The organism is Pseudomonas alloputida (genome assembly GCF_021283545.2).
Lineage (GTDB): Bacteria > Pseudomonadota > Gammaproteobacteria > Pseudomonadales > Pseudomonadaceae > Aquipseudomonas > Aquipseudomonas alloputida.
On the sequence record NZ_CP128540.1, the window covers coordinates 3875523 to 3898840 of the forward strand.

At 63.4% G+C, this 23318-nt stretch carries 6 protein-coding genes; 3 read left to right on the forward strand and 3 right to left on the reverse strand.

The genetic code is table 11. From position 1 onward, the window contains the following. The first annotated feature begins 14 nt into the window (after nt 1-14). On the forward strand, nt 15-4904 hold the full coding sequence (locus tag LU682_RS17795; protein ID WP_061405628.1) for an NEL-type E3 ubiquitin ligase domain-containing protein: 4890 nt from the start codon (nt 15-17) through the stop codon (nt 4902-4904). Between the two features lie 6 nt (nt 4905-4910). Here the strand turns inward: LU682_RS17795 and LU682_RS17800 are convergent, their stop codons facing one another. Further along, nucleotides 4911-7415 (reverse strand): UvrD-helicase domain-containing protein, encoded by a 2505-nt coding sequence (locus tag LU682_RS17800; protein ID WP_049587178.1) that lies wholly within the window; start codon nt 7413-7415, stop codon nt 4911-4913. A gap of 185 nt (nt 7416-7600) precedes the next feature. Here LU682_RS17800 and LU682_RS17805 point away from each other — a divergent pair, with 185 nt between their 5' ends. Further along, a complete protein-coding gene (locus tag LU682_RS17805; protein WP_010953491.1) occupies nt 7601-8299 on the forward strand; it encodes a pirin family protein in 699 nt (232 codons plus the stop codon). A gap of 564 nt (nt 8300-8863) precedes the next feature. Then, complete coding sequence (locus LU682_RS17810) at nt 8864-11635, forward strand: amino acid adenylation domain-containing protein (RefSeq protein ID WP_010953490.1); 2772 nt, start codon at nt 8864-8866, stop codon at nt 11633-11635. Between the two features lie 26 nt (nt 11636-11661). Here the strand turns inward: LU682_RS17810 and LU682_RS17815 are convergent, their stop codons facing one another. Both LU682_RS17815 and LU682_RS17820 read right to left on the reverse strand, forming a co-directional pair. Continuing rightward, entirely contained in the window at nt 11662-12147 is a 486-nt protein-coding gene (locus tag LU682_RS17815) for an isochorismatase family protein (RefSeq protein WP_010953489.1), read from the reverse strand. 161 nt (nt 12148-12308) lie between these two features. After that, nucleotides 12309-23135 (reverse strand): peroxidase family protein, encoded by a 10827-nt coding sequence (locus tag LU682_RS17820; RefSeq protein ID WP_049587176.1) that lies wholly within the window; start codon nt 23133-23135, stop codon nt 12309-12311. Between the last annotated feature and the right edge of the window lie 183 nt (nt 23136-23318).

A 23318-nucleotide genomic window follows, 5' to 3' on the forward strand; every position in this document is an offset into this window, starting at 1 on the left:
AAGAGATGGTGACCATGACAACCCCGACACCGTTGCATCAAAACCAGATAACACGCTCATTACCGAAATGGAGCAAGGCGCTCCATCCGACGCATACGCGCAAGGTGGTGCAGAGCCTGTACAAGGAATATCTCGATGAAGATGGCAGCCCTTACGCGTGGTATGCCACTGCCGATGAGCCAACGCGTGAGCAGTTGCACAACGCATTGCAAACCCGTAACAAACGGCTGGCGCAAGTCAAACAGGCGCTAGGCGAGTTCAAGGACATCATCGCGTTCTGCGGCCCACTGTTGACCGAGCGGTTGAAGCTGAATGTACCCGTAGACAGAGCGCAGTATGTCTTCCAGCCCTTTGAGTCAGAGGCCAACATCTGGGTTGGCGTTCCCGATGTGGAAACGCCTTTGGTCCCGGACGTGGAAGCGGATGTGCTGGCCACCCGCCCCGTAGGCCAGCCGCAAACACGCAGTTTGCTGGAGGCTGCCCTGCACAACTTCGAGGGGCTGGACGAAGTCGGTCCTTACAGCAGGCTCACCAACGCCGCTGGCAGCGACACGCCCCTGGCAGGCCTGACGATGGCGGACTTCGTCAGGCATTGTCGGGCGCTGGACCTTGGCAAACGTTATCAAGACCATCTGCTTGCAACCCATGAAGGCGCCAATCGCGCTGAAATCCAGCGCCTGTCGATTGCAGCGAACCGTGAGGCCTTGAGGGTCCAGGCATTGATCGCCAGGCTCAAAGGCCTGCTGAGCAAGGCCGGGCTCGATGCGCTTGCGCAGCTGTGCGACGGCAGCCCTCACCCCACCTATGACAACGAGGCGTTGCATTGCTGGAACTTCAACCTCTTCGATGTCCCCGTCCACGAAGTACTGTTCATCGGGCCAGACAACCCTTACCGCACTAACCCCTGCATTGTGTATGTCCCTGGCGACAGCGAGCACCCGGTAAGGGAGTTCGCTTCTCGTCAGGAAGCGGGCAAGCACCTGCGCAGCCGGCTATTGCAAAGCGAGTTTCGCCGCGCCTTGGTGCATTTCGCCTACAAGGACAGGCAAAAAGAACTTGCCGTTAAGCTGGAAATTGCGCTGTTCGAAGAGGATGAAGCGGGCATACGCAAACCCCGAATCATGCCAGTGATCCCTTTCACGCTCTCGCCAATCCGAACCGACCCTTGGACGAACCTATACAACGCACACCTTGCGCGCATGAAGGCCGACGCAAAAACCATTGCAGTCCCTACCGCCGAAGTCGACGCCAACGCCCGCAATGAGCGTCTGAAGTACTGGTTCGACCTGGGGATGAACGTGCTGAATGTCGCCGCGTTCTTCGTGCCGGGGTTGAACACGGTCATGCTAGGCGTTTTTGCTTACGACCTGATGAGCTCTGTTTTTACCGGGTTCGAGGCCTGGGAAGAAGGTGATACCCGGCAGGCACTGGCGCAGCTGGAATCATTGGCCATCAACGCGGGCGTGATTGCCGGCTTTGCAGTGGGCACCAGGATCGTCCAGGCGTCTGGCTTTGTTGATGCACTGAAAAGTGTATGGCATGAAGACAAGGAGGTGCTCTGGCACCCCGACATGAAACCCTATGCGAGCACGGCGGCTATTCCTGAGGGGGCTCAACCCGATTTGCTCGGCCATGTGCACGTCGATGGAAAGACCTACCTGAAGCTGGATGGGACCCTGTACGAGGTGTTTCAGGGCGCTGATCAGCAATGGCGCGTGCGCCACCCTGATGACGCTCAGGCCTATGCCCCACGCTTGCTGCATCATGGTAACGCCCGCTGGCAACTGGCCCATGAACAGCCTCTGGAATGGGAACGTGAACAGCTTGCGCGCCGCCTCGGCAGCCATAGCGCAGGCCTGGACGACAGCGAACTGGACCATGCCATGCGCACTACCGGTACCGATCCAGACGTGCTGCGCCGTGCCCAGGCAGCGGGCCTGCCTCCACCCGCTTTGTTGATCGACACGCTGCAGCGGTTGCAACTGGACAATCAGACACAACAGATCATCAACTGCGTACGCCATGGGTTGCCGCTGGCTGCGTACAAGAACTTTGCCTTGCCTGAGTTGCTGCGCCTGCCGGGGTGGCCCGAGGGGAACGTGCTGAAGGTTTACCAAGGGCCAGAACCCTGGGGCGAATCGGTGCGCTACGGCCCCCCTCACACGCTGGGCCAGACAGAAATCGAAATTACCCGTACCGACCTGGACAATGGCCAGTTGAGCCAAACCGTGCTGGATCAGATGGATGAAGAAGCCATTGAGCAGTTGCTCGGTGACACACCAACCGAGCACCGAGCGTCCGCACTGAACAACAAACTCGCGCAACACCTGGAACAGCATCGCGAGGCGCTGTTCGAGAGCCTGCAACAAAGACGCCGTCCCACACACCCACCCACTGCACAAACCCTCGCCCGGCAGTTTCCCGGGCTGCCGGACAGCGCGCTTGAAGAGTTGCTTGCCAACATCAGCAACGCCGAACGGGAACGTCTGACAAACGGACGAGTGCCGCTTCGCATTGCCGAGGAAGCACGCCTTCTGCAAGCTCGAGCGCGGCTTGATCGTGCCCTCCTCGGCCTGTTCAGGCCCAGCCTGGCCAACGACGACAGTCTACGCATCAAGCAGGCGCTGCAAGCCGCGCACCCGCAGGCTGAACCGGCCCGGTTGCTGCAACTCGCCCTAGGTGATCGCCAGCACTGCGCCTCACTGCTTGGCCAACAGCCCATCAACCCCAGGTTCCGCTCCCCTTTGCGATTGGCCAACGGCCGGCTGGGCTATCCCCTGAGCGGCCGAGGCCTGCAAGGACGCGCCTTGCCGGCTGCACGTCGACTCCGGGCGCTCTACCCCGAACTCAGCAGCGAGCAAATCACCGGGCTACAAGCCGAACTGGCTCGAGGAGGCGACCTGGGTAGCGCGATCAACCAGCTGGAGGTCGAGCAGCGTACTCTCAACCGAGATCTCAACCGTTGGGTAAGCACCGCCCGCACCCTTGAAGAGCGCTTTGATCGCCAGCAATGCACCGAGCGACTGATGAGCGCTTCCCGCCGTGAAGGTGGCGCGCAAGCCGAAACACTGGTACTGGACCGTATGCAGCTCGAAGCGCTACCCGCTTTCACTGCACGCATGCCGCATATTCGCAATCTCAGGCTCGAGGGGCTGCAGATGCGGCGCCTGGAGGGCAGCTTCCTGACGAACTTCCCTAACCTGGAAACCCTGGAAATCGTCGGCAACCCGGACATCGATGCAGAAACATTGTTCGAGGCGCTGAGGTCGGCACCGCGGCTACGCGAGCTGGGCCTGACAGACAATGGCCTGACCACCCTTTCACCCACCGCCCAACAGGCCATCGGGGCAATGCCCGGCTTGCGACTCCTGTGGCTCAGTCGCAACCGGCTGCAACTCGACACCACCAGTTTGGGCTTCCTGACGCGCCTGCCCCTGGATGCCCTCGGCCTGGCCCATAATCAAATCACCCTCGACGAAAGCCTTGCCGCCCAGTTTCAGGACATGATCCACCCCGTACTACTGCACTTGTCAGGCAACCCACTGCAACTGGCACCCGACCTGCGCTTCATGGCCCGTCTTGTCCACCTGGAGCTTGAGCGTTGCGAACTGCAGCAGTGGCCCGACAGCCTGACCGTCCTGATGAGCCAGCCCCAGTACCAACTGCGCTATCTGAACCTTTCGTCCAACCGCATTCGTACCCTGCCAGACTTGCCTGGTGTGCTGCGTACCCCGTTTGCCCGCGATGTCGCCGCGCACTTGCCGGAGCGCCGTTGGCTGTTCAACTACAACACCCTGGAAGCCCAGACACGTGCACGCCTGGGCAGCAGCGGCGTCAACGTCTTCGAACACGCAGAAGACGTGCCACTGTGGCAAGGCGTTTTCCGTGGCGAGGCGAGCAATGCCGAGGAGCAGCTGTGGAGCGATCTGTTCGACCAAGGTGAAAACGCAGCGCTGCTGGGCGTACTCGAACGTCTTGCCCAGTCGGCAGAAGCGCAGCGTGATGGCGAGGCCCTGAGGACGCGCGTCTGGAAGCTGCTGGATGACGCTGCCCACGACACCGTGCTGCGTGAGCGCCTCGCCACCGTGGCCGGCGACTTCCCGCCAACCTGTGGCGACGCGGGTGCCGACGCGTTCAGTGCCTTGGAGATAGAAGTGCTGGCCCACGAAGCTGCAGCCGTCGCCGGCAGTCGGCCGGCTGATCTACTGAGCCTGTATGGCAAGTTGTATCGACGCAGTCAGGTCAATCAACTGGCCGATCGCATCAGCTGGAGAAGGTCCTTGCGCAAACAGGCGCTGCTCGACGGGGCCTTCGATGAAAACCTCCCCCCCTACGATGAGCTCGACGACCCCTCAGCCTTTCCGGACAGCGAACTTCAAACGGGGCTGGTGGACGATGTGGAGGTACGTTTGGCCTTGCGCCAGTCGTTGGCCAGCGCGCTGGACTACCCCGAGCCGAGCCGAGGCATGCTGTACCGCAATACGGCCAGAATCAACGACACAATCATCGAAATGGTGAAAGCTGCGGTCCTTTCCCTGGACAGGGATGCCATCGCTCGGGAGCAATGGTTGACCCAGCAGCCGGGCTGGGTCGAGTACTTGAAACGAGAGCATGCGGCCCAGTTCAGCCTGATCACCGACTTTTGGCGGCCAGGCCTTGATTACCTCTATTACTGCCTAGATGAAACCGCCGAGCCGGTGACATCCCTGGACAGCTCGGTGCGACGAGCCTTGGCCAGGGTCATGCCTGAAAGCCCGGTGGATGCTGACGGCAGGCTACGTCGCGTAGTGCTCAACGAGCAGCAGTATCGCCAGGGCGTTGACGCGCTGACTGCCGAGCAGCAGCAGGTTGAAACCGGTCTGCTGATCAGCCTCACCCGCCAGACGCAAACAATCGGCCGCTGACCCCACTCACTGCCCGCGCAGGTCTTCGAAGAAGGCCTGCTTGCCGTCCACGTGGCTGGACGCCCGTGGGGCCGCTGCGGCGTCACCATTGGCGGCCTCCACGTGCCAATAGCAGTGCTGTACTGCACGGGTCACCGCCACGTAGGCCAAGCGCTGCACTTCTTCCTTCTGTGCCGTATCGAACGGTTGGGCATCACCTGCCTTGCCCAGCCCGGCCTGGCGGTATACCTGGTTCTTGTAGGGTGAGCTGGTCAGGTACTGGCAGTCACCCAGCATGAACACCGCATCGGCCTGCAAACCCTTGGCACTGTGATAGGTCAGCTGGCGCAGCCGGCGCTGTTCGGCCGGTAGCGCCGCCTCGGCGTGCAGCACGCTTTGCAGGTGCTCGTTCATCAAGGCCCGGTCACTGCCCTTGCGGTACAGCATCATGACCGTCTCACCCCGCTGGTAGTGCTCGACAAGCGTTTCGCCCAACGCAGCCTCGTCACGGTCGAACACCTTGACCGGCGAGCCGGGCAACTCGGCCGCCGGGCCACTGGCGCGGGCTTTCTTGCCGGCAATCGCCGGGGTGCCCTTGACCAGGTGCTCGGCCGCATCGATCACCTGTTGCTGGCAGCGGTAGTTGTCGACCAGCATCACCCGCGTGTTGGCCGGCGACGGGAACGCCTTGGTGAACTCCATGAAATACTTGGGCGAACTGCCACGCCAGCCGTAGATCGATTGCCAGTCGTCACCCACGCACAGCAACGACGAATGCTGGGCATGGCGCCCGGTGTGCATGGCCGGGCCGCGGCGCCGTATTTCAGCGAGGCAGGCACGCAACCAGCTGACGATCTGCGGCGACACGTCCTGGAACTCGTCGATCATCAGGTGCGCCAGCGGCCGCAGCAACGGATCGGGCAGTAAGTGCAGGTTTTCTGGGTTGTTCTCGCCAAACAGGGCGAACATGCGGTTGTAGCTCATCACCGGCGGCGACTGATCCAGCAGGTGCGCTTCCAGGGCCTTCCAGTACAGCGCCAGGGCCTCGAAGAACAGTGCATCGCTATCGCCGGACGGGAAGCTCATCGCCGCCACCGCATTGTTCACCTCCAACCCAAGGTTTTCGATGAAATTGGCGGCACTGACGAACGCATCCAGCAGCGGCGCCGGGGCCAGTTCGCCCTTGACCTTGTACTCGAAGCCAGGACCGGCCACGGCATCGCCCGCCAACGATGCCGCCAGGCGCCTGGCCATGGCGTAGTTGTCGAGCCAGATCAGCGGCCTGTCGCAGAACGCCTGCAACAGTGTGCGCTTGACCGCCCACTCGGCACGCACGGTCAGCTTGGCGCCGGGGCGCTGGTATTGCGCGCTTTGTGCGGGGTCGAAGCCCAGCACCACCAAAGGCCCCTGGCCTTCCAGGCGGCCATGCACATGGAAGCGGCTGCCACGGATGTCGACCGTTTCGCGGCAGGGCTCGATGCCCTTGATCGGCCAGACGCCGGCGGCAAACCACAGGTCCTCGATCACGTCGCACAGTTCTTCGTCGCGCTGGGCGGCCAATTGGGTCACCTGTGCGCGCTTCTGCACATCGGGGTTATTCGGGTCCAGCGGCTTCAGTTGCAAGGCTTCGCTGCGCAACTGGCCGACCAGCTCGGCAAAACGCGGGCTCTCGCCCAGCAAGCTGCTGTAGCACTGGTTCAGCTGCTGGCGCTGGGCATCGTTCAGGCGCAGGTCGAACGGGTTGCTGTCGGCCTCGGCCTCACGCCCGGCAGGCATCTCGTGGCCCAGTGTTTCAAATGCACGCACCTGGCCGAAGCCCGGCAGGCTGCGCACGAGCGGCAGGATGCGCGAATGGAACGTGCGCACCAGCTCGCGGGCCTGCACAGGCTGCAGGTTGATCTGCCACAGGGCGAACACCTGCAGCAGGCGCTTGATGAAGTCCTTGCGCGATTCGCGGGTGAAGGTGACCACGGTCATTGCATCCAGCTCGTAACCCAGGTAATGACGCAGCAGCAGGATACGCAGCACCAGCGACGTGGACTTGCCTGCCCCGGCGCCTGCCACCACGCAGGTAGACGGGGTGTCACTGAAGATCAGCTTCCATTGCGCGGCGCTGGGCTGGGCTTCGGCGGGCAGGCGCTGGGCGACATCGGCCTTGAAGCGCTTCTTCAACTCGGCCGTCAACGGCAGGCGCCAGTCGTCGAACAAGTTGTCATCCTGGCCTGGCACAGCGGCGCTGTCGGGGCGCGTATCGCGGATCACCAGCACCTGGCGCCCCGCTTCAAAGCCCTCCACCCGACCACGCTCGAACCCTTCACGCACGCCATCGGCATGGCCAGTGCGCTGGCCTGTGGCGTGGCCGAGGAACCATGAGTCGCGGTGCTGGGCTTGCAGGCGGGTCAGGCCACGCCCCAGCAGGCGGGCGGCCAGGCGGCGAAACCAGGGCAACTGGGCAGGAGGGGTAAGGTCGGCGGGGGCCAAGGGTTGCTCGTGGGCCACGGTCACTCCGTTGAAAATCAAAACAGCAGGCATGTTCGCCGCATCGACAAAAAATCGCCAGCGAATGCTTGCAGATCAGTGGATTAGGCGATGAAGCGAATAAAACGCCGCAGAAAAAACATCTATGAAATAGATTGTTTTAAGCCGATATTTACGCTTATTTTCGATGTTTCTTTAGCGCATCATGGCGTCATTCCACTGATTCAAGGAGCACGACCATGCTGCAACTGCGACCCTTCGAAAGCCTCGGCCACGCCAACCATGGCTGGCTCGATGCCCACCACCATTTCTCGTTTGCCGAGTACTACGACCCGGCACGCATGCACTGGGGTAACCTGCGGGTTTGGAACGACGACCTGATCGCAGCCGGCAGCGGCTTCCCGCCGCACCCGCACCGCGACATGGAAATCATCACTTATGTGCGTGAAGGCGCGATCAGCCACCAGGACAGCCTGGGCAACAAGGGCCGTACCGAAGCCGGTGATGTTCAGGTCATGAGCGCCGGTACCGGCATCGTGCACAGCGAGTACAACCTGGAAGATATCGATACACGTATTTTCCAGATCTGGATCGTGCCGGAGCGCACCGGTGAAGCACCGCAGTGGGGTAGCCGGCCGTTCCCCAAAGGCGAGCGCGGTGAGGGCTTCGTGACCTTGGCCAGCGGCCGCGCGGGTGACGAGGACAGCCTGCAGATCCGTACCGATGCCCGCCTGGTGGCTGCCACCCTGCGAGCCGGTGAAACCGCCGAGTACCGCTTCGATGCCGAACGCCGGGGTTACCTGGTGCCGGCCAAGGGGCTGGTGGAGATCAACGGATTGCGGGCCAAGGCGCGCGATGGCGTGGCGATCGAGCAGGAAGCGGTGCTGCGGGTGACCGCCATCGAGGACAGCGAGATCGTGCTCGTGGATGTGGCCTGAAAACCAGGCCTGTGACAATCCATGTCGCAGCGCAAGGCGGCTTCTATCAAACAAAAGATAACCCACTGTTCTTTCTAGCGAAAAAAACAGGCGCGCGGGGTCAATGGCGGCGAAGTGTTCACTCTTCTATACGTGGTCACAGCAAGCTGTGCCGACAGGGATTAACGCCGATGCCATTTGGGCCACTCTCTCATTCGGGAGCAAAGCAGCACACCAGTGCGGTCTACGGCCTCTTTCCCGCGCATTGGGAACCATAGCAAAGTATTCGGCGGCTGACCTACCCGGATCAGTCGGCGAATGCTTTTCTAGATCTCGATGTCAGTGCAGATCTGACGTCATGCGCATCCTGTTTGCTGTGCGACAGCGCAGCCCGGAAGGGCTGGGTGATCTCCCATGGAACAACCGCTAACCCGTCGGGTTAGCAGGGTTTTATGGGGGCACGCTTGCGGCCCTGGACCTGCCCGGCTATCGCAAGGCAGCCTTCAAATATTGGCGCCATCAGCCAGCCTGCACTAGCGTTGTGCTACCAGCCAGCCCAACGTTCCTGCGGAGCACTCGATCATCATGCCAGACCTGCGCCCGAACCCGACGCTGTGCCTGGAGTACCGTGCCGAACAGCCCATTCACCACGCATTCATCCAGCAGGCCAGCCGCTGCCCGGCGGCCATTGCCATCATTGGCCAGCACGCAACCTGCAGCTACTCCCAACTGGAGCAGATCAGCGCGGGCATTGCCGCGTTTCTGGTTAAAAACGCCGCCAGCGGCACCGATCGTGTGGTCATCGTCAGCCGCCGCAGCGCCGCCCTGGTATACGCCATGCTCGGCTGCCTGCGTGCCGGTCTGGCCTTCACCGTGGCTGACGCCGCTTACCCAGCCGCGCGTATCGAGCAAATCGTCAACACCTTGAAGCCTGCGGTGATACTGCGCTGTGCCGAGGCAAGCGTCGACGTCGGCCAGCCCATGGTCGTCACGGTGCCTGAAGCCCTCGCTGAGGCGCTGCAGGCCTTCCCTCGCCAACCTGTCGCGCTGCCCGCTGTCAGCCCTGAGCAGCCGGCCTACATCACCTTCACTTCGGGCAGCACCGGTGAACCCAAGGGCATCGTTACCCACCACGCACCGCTGGTGCACTTCATCGACTGGCATGTGCGCCAGCACGGTTTTACCCAGGCCGACACCTTCTCGCTGCTTTCTGGCCTGGGCCACGACCCGGTATACCGCGACGTGTTCACGCCACTGTCGCTTGGCGCGACCATTGCCTGCCCGGCGCAGTCGACCCTGACCGAACCCTCACGGCTGGCCAGCTGGCTTCACCAGCACGGTGTGAGCGTGATCCACCTCACCCCGCCGCTGGGCAAGCTGATCGAAACCGGCGCACACCTGAACGGCCAGATTCTCGACCACCTGCGCTACCTGTTCTGGGGGGGCGATGCACTCAGCCCGACGCAGTATCAGCAGGTCCGCGCCATCGCACCGAATGCCGTCAATGTGAACTTCTACGGCACCACCGAAACCCCACAGGCCATGGCTTTCCATACCCTCGACCCGGAAATGGACAATGCCCGGGTGCCCTTGGGCAAAGGCATTGCCGATGCACAATTGCTGGTGATAAACCCGGCCAACCAGCTGGTCAGCGAGGGCGAGACAGGCGAAATCCTGATCCGCAGCCCCTACCTGTCGCGGGGATACTGGGACGACCCGGGGCTGACCGAAGCCAAATTCATCGCCAACCCGTTCACCGCTGACACGGCCGACCGCTGTTACCGCACGGGTGACCTGGGCACCTATCTGGCCGATGGCAGCGCCCGTTTTCTGGGGCGTGCTGACAGCCAGGTGAAAATCCGGGGGCATCGCATCGAGCTGGCAGAAATCGAGAACGCCATCTGCCGTCACCCGCACATAGGGCAATGCGTTGTCCTGACCAACCACGAGGGTGCATCGACCCGGCTGGTGGCTTATTGCGTCGCGCAGCAGGCCATCCGTGCTGACGAACTGCGCCAGGCCCTCAGCGGCCAGCTGCCTGACTACATGGTTCCGGCGCTGTTCGTGTTCCTTGATGCCCTGCCGCTCACCCCCAACGCCAAGGTCGACAAACGCGCGCTGCCTGCGGCATTTGACGACAGTATCAACCCACCGTTGTCACCCTTGGCTGAAAAGCTGAGTACAGCCTGGGCCCGCATCCTCCAGGTACCGCGCCTGGACGCCAGGTTGAGCTTTGTCGAACTGGGGGGCGACTCGCTGTCGTTCGTGCAGGCCTCGCGTGTGCTGGAGGCGCTTATCGGTCACCTGCCTGAACGTTGGGAAACCCTGCCGGTGTGCCAGCTGGCCGAGCTGAGTGCGCCGCCCAAAGGCGCGTGGCGGGTAATGGAAATGCCGGTGTTCATCCGCATGCTCGCCATCATCCTGATTGTGGTCGGCCACCTGGGTGATTTCGACCACTGGCCGATACTCGGCGAAACCTCGGTGCTGTTCCTGGTCTCCGGCATCGCCCTGGCGCGCTTTCAGCTCAAGGCCATCGAAGCGCGTGGCGATGCACGCACGCTGCTCAGGCCACTGACAGCCATCGTGGTGCCAACCCTGTTGTACAGCGCATTGATCCAGCTGGTATTCGCCCGGCTGCACTGGCAATCGCTGCTGCTGGTTTCCAACTGGTTCCCCGCCAGCGAGGTCAGCCTGTTCAACTATTGGTACATCGAAGTGTTGGTGCAGATGATCGTGATCATTGGCCTGGTGCTGTCGATCAGGCGCGTGCGCCAGGTGCTGATTGCCGACCCGTTTCGCTGGCTGATCATCGCTGCCTGTGCACTGGTGGCGCTGGATGTGCTCCTCAACCAGTTCGTATTCGACGCCAGCGCCCTGCTCAACCGGGTGCCCCAGCACTTCCTGGCGGTGATGGTACTGGGCATGGCCGTGCACCATGCCGACACGATCTCACGCAAATGGGTGGCCAGTGCAGTGGCCGTGCTGGTGGTTGGCGAGTTGGACCTGATGGCGCTTGCCGGTGTTGGCTGGCAAGCGTTTACACACTATGTCGACATCGCCCTGCCAGCGATGCTGGCACTTGTCTGGTTCCGCTCGGTGCCAGTACCCGCCCTGGTTGCACGGGCAGGTGCGGTGATCGCTTCGTCAACCTTGTATATCTACCTGACGCATTTCCAGTTCGAGTCGGTAGCGGAGCATGTTTTCAGGCACCCGCTGTTCGAGATAGCCCTGGCACTCGCTGGAGGGGTACTGGTGAGCTATTGCTGGAACACCCTGTTGCGTCTGCTGTTTACCCGCAGGCGCAAGCAGCATCAGGCGCGTGGAGCCGATCCAGCTGAACGCGCCACCTCTGCCTGAACGAAGATGACCCGCCAGCGCATGCACTACTCGCGTCCGGCCAGTTCAGCCAGCACCTGGGCCGAGGTGGTGACCTGGCGGAAGTGGTGCTTCCACAGGTCGGTACCCAGCTTGCCCGAGCGGTCCAGCGACGATCCTATTGTCATGTCTGTCACCAGCGTGGGCATCAGCCCTGCATCGAACAGGGCAAAGCCGGCGGCCAGCACGCAGGTTTCGGTCTGCAGCCCACACACCAGCACCCGCTCTACACCCAGTTGCCGGATGTACTCGATAGCTTCGGCACTTTGCCCATAGCCATGCTTGACGAACACCTGGTCGGCCTCGACCAGGCTCTCGTCCTCGGCCGCCGGGTGCCAGCCGAGCTGGCGCTCGAACGGCGTGACCTGTTCATCGTGCAACTCGACCGAGGCTATGGTGGGAATGTTCGCTGACAACCGCCGCAAACCATCGACCAGCCACTCGGGCGGGCTGAAGGTGGACTGAACATCGACGATGAGCAAAACCTGGCGCATGGGCGGATTCCGGCACGGGCAAAAGGCGCGGAGTATAACGCGAAGCAACTGCCGTGGTCGCTGGACAAGCCCGGGGCAACATTCGGCGACCCCTTGCGCGGGAAAAGGGGGCTGTTGCGCAGCCCCCTGCTGTACCCGTAACAGCTAACCCCAGCGCCCCCTCAACCGGCCAGGATGAAGTCTGCGGCGGTCACCGTGGTTGCATCTGCCACCCCCACCAAACGTATGGAGTCGGCAGCACCGATGCTTACCAAGGTGTCCGCACCAACATCGGCGATGGTCACACTGGCACCAAAGGTGGCTGCGGTGATGTTGAGGGCGGTGATATCCAGCCGGTCCTGGCCACCCGCCGCAATGGCATCGAAATTGATGATCAGGTCGTTGCCAAAGCCTGCAGCGAACTGGAACACATCGTTTCCATCGGTGGCGATCATGGTGTCGTTACCGGCCCCACCCACCACCGTATCGTTACCTGCCGCACCGTTGAGGAAGTCGTTGCCGGCCCCCCCGATCAGGGTGTCGGTACCCACGTCGCCGAACAATGTGTCGTTACCATCGCCGCCCTGCAGGGTGTCATTGCCGTTGCCGCCATCCAGGCTGTCATCGCCAGCGCCCCCGTTCAGGTTGTCGTTACCGGCCTCCCCCAGCAACGTGTCGTTGCCGCCACCGGCATCGAGGCTGTCGTCCCCCCCTCCACCGCGCAGTTGGTCGTCACCCAGGCCGCCGAACAGCTGGTCGTTCCCGGCGTCGCCGTTGAGGGTGTCGTTGCCGGCATTGCCGTTGAGCACATCGTTACCGCCGTCGCCGCTGAGCGTGTCATTACCTGCCCCACCGTCGATGATGTTGGCCAGCCCGTTACCCGTGCCGGTGAAGTTGCCCACCCCGGTATAGGCCAGGTTCTCGACGTTGGCCGCCATGGTGTGGCTGGCCAGCGTGGTACGCACAAGGTCCGTACCGGCCCCCGTCGCCTCGACCACCACATCCCCGGCGTCATCCACCACATAGGTGTCGTTGCCCACGCCACCCACCAAGCGGTCAGCACCCGCACCGCCGTTGAGCAGGTCGTTGCCGGCACCACCCGTTAGGGTGTTGGCCAGCGCGTTACCGGTACCGGTAAAGGCGCTGCTGCCGGTATAGGTCAGGTTCTCGACGTTGGCGCCCAGGGTGTAGCTGGCCAGGCTGGTCTGCACCTGGTCCGTGCCACCATTGAGTGCCTCAGTGACGGTATCCCCGGCATTGTCGACCAGGAAGGTATCGTTGCCGGCGCCGCCGTTCATGGCATCTGCGCCAAGCCCGCCGTTGAGGGTGTCGTTGCCATCCTCGCCATTGAGGAAGTCGGGGTCGTCACCGCCATTGAGGATGTCGTTGCCAATGCCACCGAACAGCTGGTCGCTGCCGCCCAGGCCGTTGAGCGTGTCGTTGCCACCCAGGCCCGAAATCACGTCGTTGCCTGTTGTACCGGTCAGGGTGTTGGCCGCATTGGTGCCAACCAGGACTACACCCGGTGGCACGGTAACTGCGGCGGTCGCCGCCGAGGTCAGCGACTCCAGTGTGCCGAAGCCGTCGGTGTAGCGCACGATCACCCGCAGCTGCTGGTTGCCCTGGGCGAAGCCAGGGGTGAAGGTGGCCGCCGTAGCCCCGGCGATATCGGCGAAGGTGCCGCCGGTACCTTGCTGCCACTGGAAGCTGAAGGCCCCCAGGCCGTCGATGTCGGCAATTGCGCCGGTGAGCGCAGTCAGCGTTTGGCCCTGGTCGGGTGTGGTGTCACTGATCAGCAACGCACCGGTCGGCGCATCGTTGACGTTGGCCACCGGGTCGAGGATGTCGGAGGCCACGCTTTCCTGCACGCCAAAGTCATCCACGTAGCTGACCATCACGCGCATGTTCTGCCCCACTTGCGCCTGGGTCAGGACGAACGTGCTGCTGATGGCGCCAGCGATGTTGACCCAACCGACACCCCGGTTGGACTGCCACTGGAAGCTGAACTGAGGGTTGCTCAGGCCGTCAGCATCGACGATGGTGGCCGGGTTGGCGGTGAGCGTCTGGTTCTGCACCAGCAGCCCGGTCACGGTCGGCCCGGCGCTCGGCGCGCTGTTCGGCGACGAATCGACGATTTCCAGCGTGCCCTTGGCATCCTGGTACACCGCACGCACGCGGATGTTCAGGCCGGCGACATCGTCCGTGACGCGGTAGGTCGTACCGGTGGCCCGTGTCGCTTCACCAGCGGCCACTACCGTGATGTCTTCATAAACCCCGGAACCCGGCAGCGCCTCGACTTGCCAGTAGTAGGCCACGGGGCCGTTCACCGCACCGGTCGCATTGGTTGCGCTGACATTGTCCGCGTCATGCACGGCGAGGTTGCTGACCCTCAGCAGCTGGCCACTGACTGGCGTATCATCGCGCAGGCCGGTGGTAGCATCGAGAATCGCCAGGTGGCCGGTGGGGCCGGCGTTGACTGCCGTACCGACGCCAGAGGCCTGCGAACTGTCAGAGAACTGCAGGCGCTCAATGCCGGTCAGGTGGTCGACGCCATCGCGACCGGCCACCAGGTCAGTGACGGTCACCGAGTTGCCATCGACCACCACGCTGTAGTCGGTGGACACCCCAGAGTACACCGCCGTGTCGTAGTGGTCGGTGCCGCTGAGGATCTCCCGCACGATCACCAGCTGGCCGGGGTTGTAGGTGCCATTGAGCATGAACGGCACCATCGGCTCCATGCTGTTGAAGCTGGCGATTTCCGGGCCGGTGCCATCAGGGTTGGCGCGTACGCTGATGCGCACGTTCAGCCACTTGTCGCCGTCGAGGATATCGTCGCCACCCCGGCCTTCGAGCAAGTCGCTGCCGCTGCCGCCGAGGATGATGTTGCCGCCGTCATAGAAGGTCGCTCCGGCCGCCAGCAGGCCGGCCAGGCCGTCGATCAGGCTGATGTTGGTCAGCACGCTGCCGGTAGCGCCTGCAGTAGGCAGCGAGGTGGCGTCTTCGCTGTCACCGCGCAGGAAGTCGCCATGCGCCGACCCCGACAGGCCTTCCATGATGTCGAACCGCACCAGCGTCGAAGCGCCCGAACCCGGTACCGGTGGCACATCGAAGAAGCGGTCGCTCATGTCGATGGACACGCCCTGGGCCAGGTCCTTGAAGGTTGACCAGTCGTAGCCCGAGCCACCAATGTAACGGTCGCCGAACCCCAGGCTGCCGACCATGATGTCGTCGCCGCCTTCACCGTTGAACTTGTCGTTCTCGTTGCCGCCGACAAATACGTCGTTACCGATGATCGGGTCGTTGCCGAGCGGGTCGAAGTTGTCGCCAGGCGCGCCGTCCGAGGTGCCCTTCTCGATCCAGTCGTCACCTTCGTTGCCCATGTCCTGCTCGTTGGCCTTGCTGCCGAGGATGAAGTCATTGCCTTGGCCGCCGATGGCTTCGGAGGCGTCCTCACCGGTGACGATGAAGTCATTGCCGAAACCGCCGATGATCAGGTTGACGCCATTACCGCCGTGCAACACATCGTTGCCGTCGCCGCCCTGGATGTTGTCGTCACCGCCCATGTCGCTGATGATGTCGTCGCCGGCCCCACCGCGCAGCTGGTCGTTGCCGTCGCCACCCTCGATGCGGTCGTTGCCGGCATCACCCCAGACCGTGTCGTCGCCTTCGCTGGAGACCAGAATATCGTCCCCGTTGGTGCCGCCCAGCACGATGTGCTCGGCACCGGCATAGCGGATGTAGTGGGTGTCTGGGCCAGCCGTCAGCGGGCTGTCGCGGAACACCACCTGCTCGCCGTTTTCGCCCAGCGGATCGGCGCTGCCAAGGCCCTCGTTGTACTGCTTGGTCTGGTCCAGTTCCAGGTAGAAGCCAGGGTCGGAGAACACCAGGCCTGGCAGGTGGGTGGCCGAGCTGTTGGCCATGATCAGCTTGGCGAACGAGTTGCTTTCCAGCTCGGCGTTCATCGACAGGCCCGCCGTGCGCTCCAGGTAGTAGAAGCGGTCGCCGTCCTGCAGTTTTTCCATCTGGTTCTCGAACACGAAGTTGAAGGTGCTGCCGAGCATGCCGCCAAATGGCGCTTTTGCTTCCGCCAGGCCGCCGATCCACAGGTCGATGGCATCGACACCGGTCACGGTGACTGCCTTGAGGTCATCGGCAGTACCCAGTACACCGTCCTTGCCGGGCAGGGTCACGTTGGCCCAGGCGCCGCTGCTGTTGAGGAAGTCCATGCGGTCGGCGGGTGCGCCATCGCCACCGAACACCAGGGCCATGGCCGCGGCGCGTTTTTCCAACAGGGTGGTGGCATTGGTGATGGTGCTGTGGGTGCCGTAGGCCGCGATGAAGTTGATCAGCGACTCTGGGTGCTTCAGGTGTTGCACCAGGTCGACCCAGCTGGTGTACGGCTTGAGCTGGGTATCGCCGGTTTGCCCGTAGATTTCGCGGCGCACAGCGTTCAGCGAAGGGATACCGACGTCGCGGCCACGGGCGATGTTGATCGCTGGCAGGTCCAGTGGCAGGCCGAGCAGGTTGTTGCGCAGCGCCTCGGTGACGAACTCGTCGATTTCGTTACCGGCCTGGCGGGTGACCCCGCGCACGATGGCGCTGGTGGCGTCCTCGGGGGTAACGCCACTGGCGGCATAAGCCAGCGGGTTGAGGAAGGCCGCGATCAGCCCCAGTTGCTGGTCGGGGTTGGCGCTGGCCGGGTCCTGGATGACGTTGAAGTCGATGTCGAAGCGGTCGACAGTCTCGGTCAGCATCGAGTGGCCGAAGCGGTATACGGTGTGGGCGAACTCGGCCACGATCGAGGCATCGAGGTCGACGTCGTATACCTGGGTCGGGGCAAAGAACAGGTCGACCCGAGGTTGCACGGTGCGGGCGAACTCCTCGAACACCAGGTGCTGGTACTGCATTTCGGTGCCGAACTTGGCCGCCTGGAACAACCGCTCGCCATTCCACACCAGGGCACCGATCTCGGCCGGGGTGACCGGCAAGGCGCTGACCGGGTTGAGCAGCCATTCGTTGAGGAAGGCCAGGTCACCCGAGTCGAGCACGGTGTCCATGGTCTGCGCCACCAGCCGGTTGTGCTCGGAGTGGAAGATCGCATGCACGGCGGTCAGGCCGATGTTCTCGTTGACCCGGCCGTCACCGGCGATGTAGTGCGCGTCCAGCAGTTCGTTGTCGTAGGCCAGGTTGGCACCGGTCTGCGGGTTGACCGGCACGGCATTGCCGGCCACGTTGTCGGCATCCGGCGCCAGCACGCCGCCACTGAACACCGGCACGGCATTGTGGGCGATGTCGGCAAGGAACTGGTGCCCGGTACGCACGGCGTTGGTCAAGTCGAGCGGTGCCAGCGGGTTGCCTTCGACCTCTTGGTCATCAGCGGTGCCGGCAATACCGTCCAGGCCTTTCATCACCACCATCGGGTAGCCGTTGGGGCCTTTGATGAAGTTGCCGTAGGCATCGGTGGCCAGCAGCGGCACGTTGTCGACGTCGGCATCGGTCAGGTTGATGCCGAGCAGGTCGCGGGCCTGGGCCTTGACCACCTTCCAGGTGGCCATGCCGCCGATCTCGGTGTCGTCGGCCGTGCCGAACCGCCCATCAGCGCCCAGGTCGCGATTGGTGATCAACCGGCCCGTGGCGACCGGGCCGTCGTCAGTCATGACATAGGCGCGCAGGAACACCTGGTGCGAGGGATGCGAGCTGTAGGTCTGGTTCTGGTCGACGAACGGCGTGGTGGTGTTGGTGTGTTCGCGGATGTCGTCGGCGTTGCCGAGGATGCCGTCCGGCCCAGGCAGGTTGGTGGCACGAGTTACCACCATGAAGTTGGTGAAGCCACCCTCCACGTACAGCGGGTCATCCGGTTGCAGCGGGATGTAGATGGTACCGGAGCCGCCCTTGGTGACCAGGTCCAGACCATGGTCGAAGAACTGCCCGAAGAAGGTCATCCAGGCGTTGAACGGCGCAGACAGCCCGGCATCGGCAGCGGTGTTCTCGAACAGGTACACGTCATGGTCGTCGGTGGTGCCGAACTGGCCGTCCATGCCCGGGCTGGCGACGATGCGCACGCCATCCTTGAGCACGTCGTCGTTGCCTGCGGCGCCGAAGTTGAGCACGCCATCGGCACCCGGGTCATACGCGGTGGCATAGGCTGCCGGGTTGTTGGAGGTCTGGTCGACAATCAGGTTGCTGATGGTACGTGGCTGAGAATCGAACACCGGGCCGCTGGTCTGCTGGTACGACGAGCCCGGGATCGCGGGGGAACCTGGGCCGAAGAAACCGGCTGGCGCACCTTCGGCCGGGTTGAATACCGGGTCGGTCACGCGCGGGAAGACGTTGTCGGCGGCACCGTATTGGGTGTTGTTGTTGCCGTTCAGGTTCATCAGGTTGTTGTTCGAGCCATCCACCGCACGCAGGCCCATGGCTGCACGGACGTTGGGGATCAGCGAGAGGATGTCCTGCCCGGCGGCATCGGCCTCGGCAATCTTGATTTGCGCGAGGATGAAGTTCAGGTCGGAGCGCACCATGTGCAGGCCGGCACCGCCGTCACTGGCATCCACCACCGGGGTGGCCACTGTCGGCACCACGGGCGCGCCCGGTTGCACCACGGTGGTAGGCTGCGAGTACAGCACTTCGGTGGTGCCATGGGCATCCTGATAGATCGCCTTGACCCGCAGGCTCAGCCCGGCCAGGTCTGGCGACACCTTGAACGAAGTGCCATCAGCGCTCTGGAAGGCCAGGTCGCCGGCCGGTAGCAGGATGATGTCCTGGAACACACCGCTGCCCGGGTCGGCCTCGAACTGCCAGTAGTAGGACACCGAACGGTCGGCGAGCGACCCAGCCGGGTTGCCCGCACTGATATTGTCGGCGTCGCGCACGGCGGCCACGCTCACCGTAAGCATGTCACCCACGGTAATCTCACCGCCGTTGCCGTCGAGCAGGGTCGGGCTGCCGGTGGGTTGTGCGTTCACCCCCTCCACCAGTACGCGCTGGCTATCGGCAAACTGCAGGCGTTCGATGTGCAACAGGGTATCGACGCCATCGCGGCCGGCCACGGTATCGGTCACGGTCCAGACGTCATCGGCAACATCGGCGGTGCCCTTGGTGTTCTGGGTCACCACGTACTCGCTCTGTAGCCCAGAGAATACTGCCGTGTCGAAGGCGGCCCCGCCGGTCGAAGTGCCGGGCAGGATTTCGCGCACGGCCTTGAGCTGGCCGGGGTTGTAGGTGCGGTCAAGCATGAACGGAATCATGTCGGCCATGCTGTCGAAGCTGGCGATTTCCGGGCCGGTGTGGTTGACGTCGCCAGGGGCGTACACGGCGATGCGCACGTTGAGCCACTTGTCGCCATCGACCAGGTCATCGCCACCCCGGCCTTCGATCAGGTCGCTGCCATTGCCGCCGAGCATGATGTTGCCGGTGGCAAAGCCGGTGGTGGGCAAGCCGGCATCCGCCAGGAACTGCTGCAGCCCACGTATCAGCGCCACGTTGGTCAGCGCACTGCCGGTGGCGCCGCCATGGTTGAGAATGGTCACGGCATCGACGTCGTCGCCCTTGAGCACATCGGCGTAGGCCGAACCGGACACCCCTTCGACCTCAGCGAACCTGTCCAGAATCGAGGCAGGCGAAGCGCCCACCGGGTTGAACACGCCAGCGTTCTGGTTAGGCGCGTTGCCATGGGGCTGAGCCAAGGCGGCCAGGCTGAGGTCCACGGTGACACCGACGCGATCATTCTTGTTGGTGACCCAGTCGAAACCGGACATGCCATCCATTTTGTCTTGGGCATCGCTGCCGACGAAGATATCGTCGCCGCCCTCACCGATCATTTCGTCGAAGCCGCCGCCCCCGACGAAGATGTCGTTGCCAATGACTTCGTCACCCAGCAAGGGTGCGAAGTTGTCGCCAGGTGCGCCGTCCTGGGTACCCTTCTCGATCCAGTCGTCACCCTCGTTACCGGTAGGTGGCAGGTTGGTCTTGGCGCCGAGGATGAAGTCGTCGCCCAGGCCACCGAAGGTGGTGCTGATGTCCTCGGTGGTGATGATGAAGTCCTGGCCATCGCCGCCCAGGATCAGGTTACCGGCAACCCCCATACTGCCAGCGACGATCACGTCGTTGCCGGCATTGCCTTCCAGGCGGTTGTCGCCGAACGAATCGGTGATGATGTCGTCGCCCGCGCCACCCAGCACCGCGTCGTTGCCGGCGCCGCCTTCGAGCAGGTCATCACCGGCATCGCCATAGAGGGTGTCGTCGCCTTCGCTGGAGATGATGATGTCGTTGCCCGCGGTGCCACCCAGCACCACATGGTCTTCACCGGTGTAATGCAGGAAGTTGCTGTCTGGCCCGACGGTATCGGGGTTATCGCGGATCACCAATGGGACGATTTCAACCCCGTTGATCTCGATGCCGCCAGTGGGGTCGGCCTTGCCGTCGGCACCCAGCCCGGTGAACTGGTTGGCCTGGTTCACTTCCAGGGTGAACGTGGGAGTGAGGAACACGGTGTTGGACAGGTGGGTGACGTCGGAGTTGGCCATGATCAGCTTGGCAAAGGAGTTGTTTTCCAGCTCCGTACCAAAATTCATGCCTGCCGTGCGCGACAGGTAGTAGAAGCGGTCACCGTTCTGCAGCGCTTCCAGCTGGGTTTCGAAGACAAAGTTGAAGCTGGAGCCGAGCATGCCGCCAAACGGCATTTTCTTCTCGGCCAGGCCGCCGACCCAGAAGTCGATGGCGTCGACCCCGGTCACGGTCACCCCGGCAATGTCGTCGGCCGTGCCGGCGATGCCGTCCGCACCGGCCAGCGTCACGTTGGCATAGGCACCGGTGCCGTTGAGGAAGTCGAGGCGGTCGAGGGGTGCGCCGTCACCGCCAAGTACCAGTGCCACGGCGGCGGCGCGCTTGGCGGCCTCGGTGGTGGCCCCGGTAATGCTGCTGTGGGTGCCGTAGGCGGCAATGAAGTTGATCAGCGACGCCGGGTGCTTGAGGTGGTCGGCAAAGTCGACCCAGCTCATGTAGGGCTTGAGCTGGCTGTCGCCGGTGGCGGCATAGAACTCGCGGCGGGCCTCGTTCAGGCTGGGGATGCCGGTATCACGACCGCGGGCGATGTTCAGCGCAGGCAGGTCAAGTGGCAGGCCGAGCAGGTTGTTGCGCAGGGCTTCGGTGACGAACTCGTCAATCTCGTTGCCCACCTGGCGGGTAACGCCGCGGATGATTGCGCCCGCCGCTTCATCGGCCGTGGCCCCGCTACCGGCGAACGCCAGCGGGTTGAGGAACGCGGCAATCAGGCCCAACTGCTGGTCGGGGTTGGCCGGGTCGGCAGAAACCGGGTTGAACGCCGGGTCGTAGCGGTCGACGGTTTCGGTCAGCATCGAGTGGCCAAAGCGGTACACCACATGGGCAAACTCAGCGAGGATCGCCGGGTTGATCGAGGTGTCGTAGCCGTTGGGGGCGAGGAACTCGTCAATCTGCGGCTGGATGGTGCGGGCGAACTCTTCGAACACCAGGTGCTGGTACTGCATCTCGGTGCCGAACTTGGCGGCCTGGAACAGCCGCTCGCCATCCCACACCAGCGCGGCGATGTCGGCAGGCGTGGTGGGGATGGCGGTTACGTCGTCGATCAGCCACTCATTGAGGAACGCCAGGTCGCCCGCGGCCAGCAGGGTGTCCTTGGTCTGCTGCACCAGGCGGTTGTGCTCGGAGTGGAACACATGGTGCACGGCGGTCAGGCCGATGTTCTCGTTCACCCGGCCGTCACCGGCGATGTAGTGCGCGTCGAGCAATTCGTTGTCGTAGGTCAGGTTGTTGCCACCCTGCCCGACCGGCTGCGCGTTACCCACCAGGGTGTCGGCGTCCGCCTGCAGCGCCCCCCCGACCACCACCGGTGCGGCATTGTGGGCGATATCGTCAAGGAAGCCATGCCCGGTGCTCACGGCATTGGCCAGGCTGATCGGTGCATTGCGGTCGCCCTCGACCAGCTGGGTGACGTCATCGGCGGTGCCAGCAATGCCATCGGCGCCGTTGTTCACGCGCATGACCACCTGCGGCATGCCGTTGGGTCCGCGCAGGAAGTTGCCGTAGGCATCGGTGGCCAGCAGCGGCACGCTATGCACGTCGGCATCGGTCAGGTTGATACCCAGCAGGTCGCGGGCCTGGGCCTTGACCACCGCCCAGGTGGCCATGCCACCGCTTTCGCCGTTGCCATCGTCGGCGGTGCCGAACTTGCCATCGGCGCCCAGATCACGGTTGGTGATCAGGCGCCCGGTAGCCACCGGGTCACCTGCGGCGTTGACCGTGTATTCGCGCAGGAACACCTGGTGCGAGGGATGTGAACTGTAGGTCTGGCTCTGGTCGACGAAGGGCGAGGTGGTGTTGGGCTGGCTATCGTCGGCGGTACCCACCACGCCATCGGCGCCGGCGGTGCGCACGGCGCGGGACAGCACCATGAAGTTGGTCGGGCTGCCGGCCACGAACAGAGGGTCGTCCGGGCGCAGCGGGATGAACACGATGTCGGTGCTGCTCTTGCTGACCAGGTCCAGGCCGTGGTCGAAGAACTGGCCAAAGAAGGTCATCCAGGCGTTGAAGCCGGCAGTCAGCCCGGCGTCTGGTGACACATTGGGGATGAAGAACACAGGCTTGTCGTCAGCGGTGCCAAATACGCCGTCGATACCCGGGCTCATCACCGGCGCGGCACCGCCGTTGGCCTCGACTGCGGCCGGGTTGTTGGCTGTCTGGTCGACGATCAGGTTGCTGATGGTGCGCGGTTGCGAATCGACGACATTGCCGGTGCCGACATAGTTGGCGCGGTAAGACGCTTCGAGCAGGCGCAGGAACGAGTTGTCGGCTGCGCCGAACTCGCTCTGCCCGGTGACCAGATTGTTGTAGCTGCCATCCACCGTGCGCAGGCCAAAGGGTACCTGGCTGTTGGGCAACAGGTCGATCAGGCTGGCGCCATCGGCGTGTGCCTCAGCGATGAAGATCTGTTTGAGAATGAATTCAAGGTCCGACTTGCTGAAATTGGCCATTGCAGTTGCCCTCGATCTGTCCGGAGATGACACAGGGCAACAGGGTCCTTCCCGCGCCCAGTCAGTGTTGACGTGCGCAGAATCTGGTTGGGTGTACCGGGCTCAGTAGCGCAGCACTCGTGTGCTGAAAGCTCTGACCTCTTCTTGGCAAGCAGGCACCCCGTTGCGGAGGGGCCCTGTAAA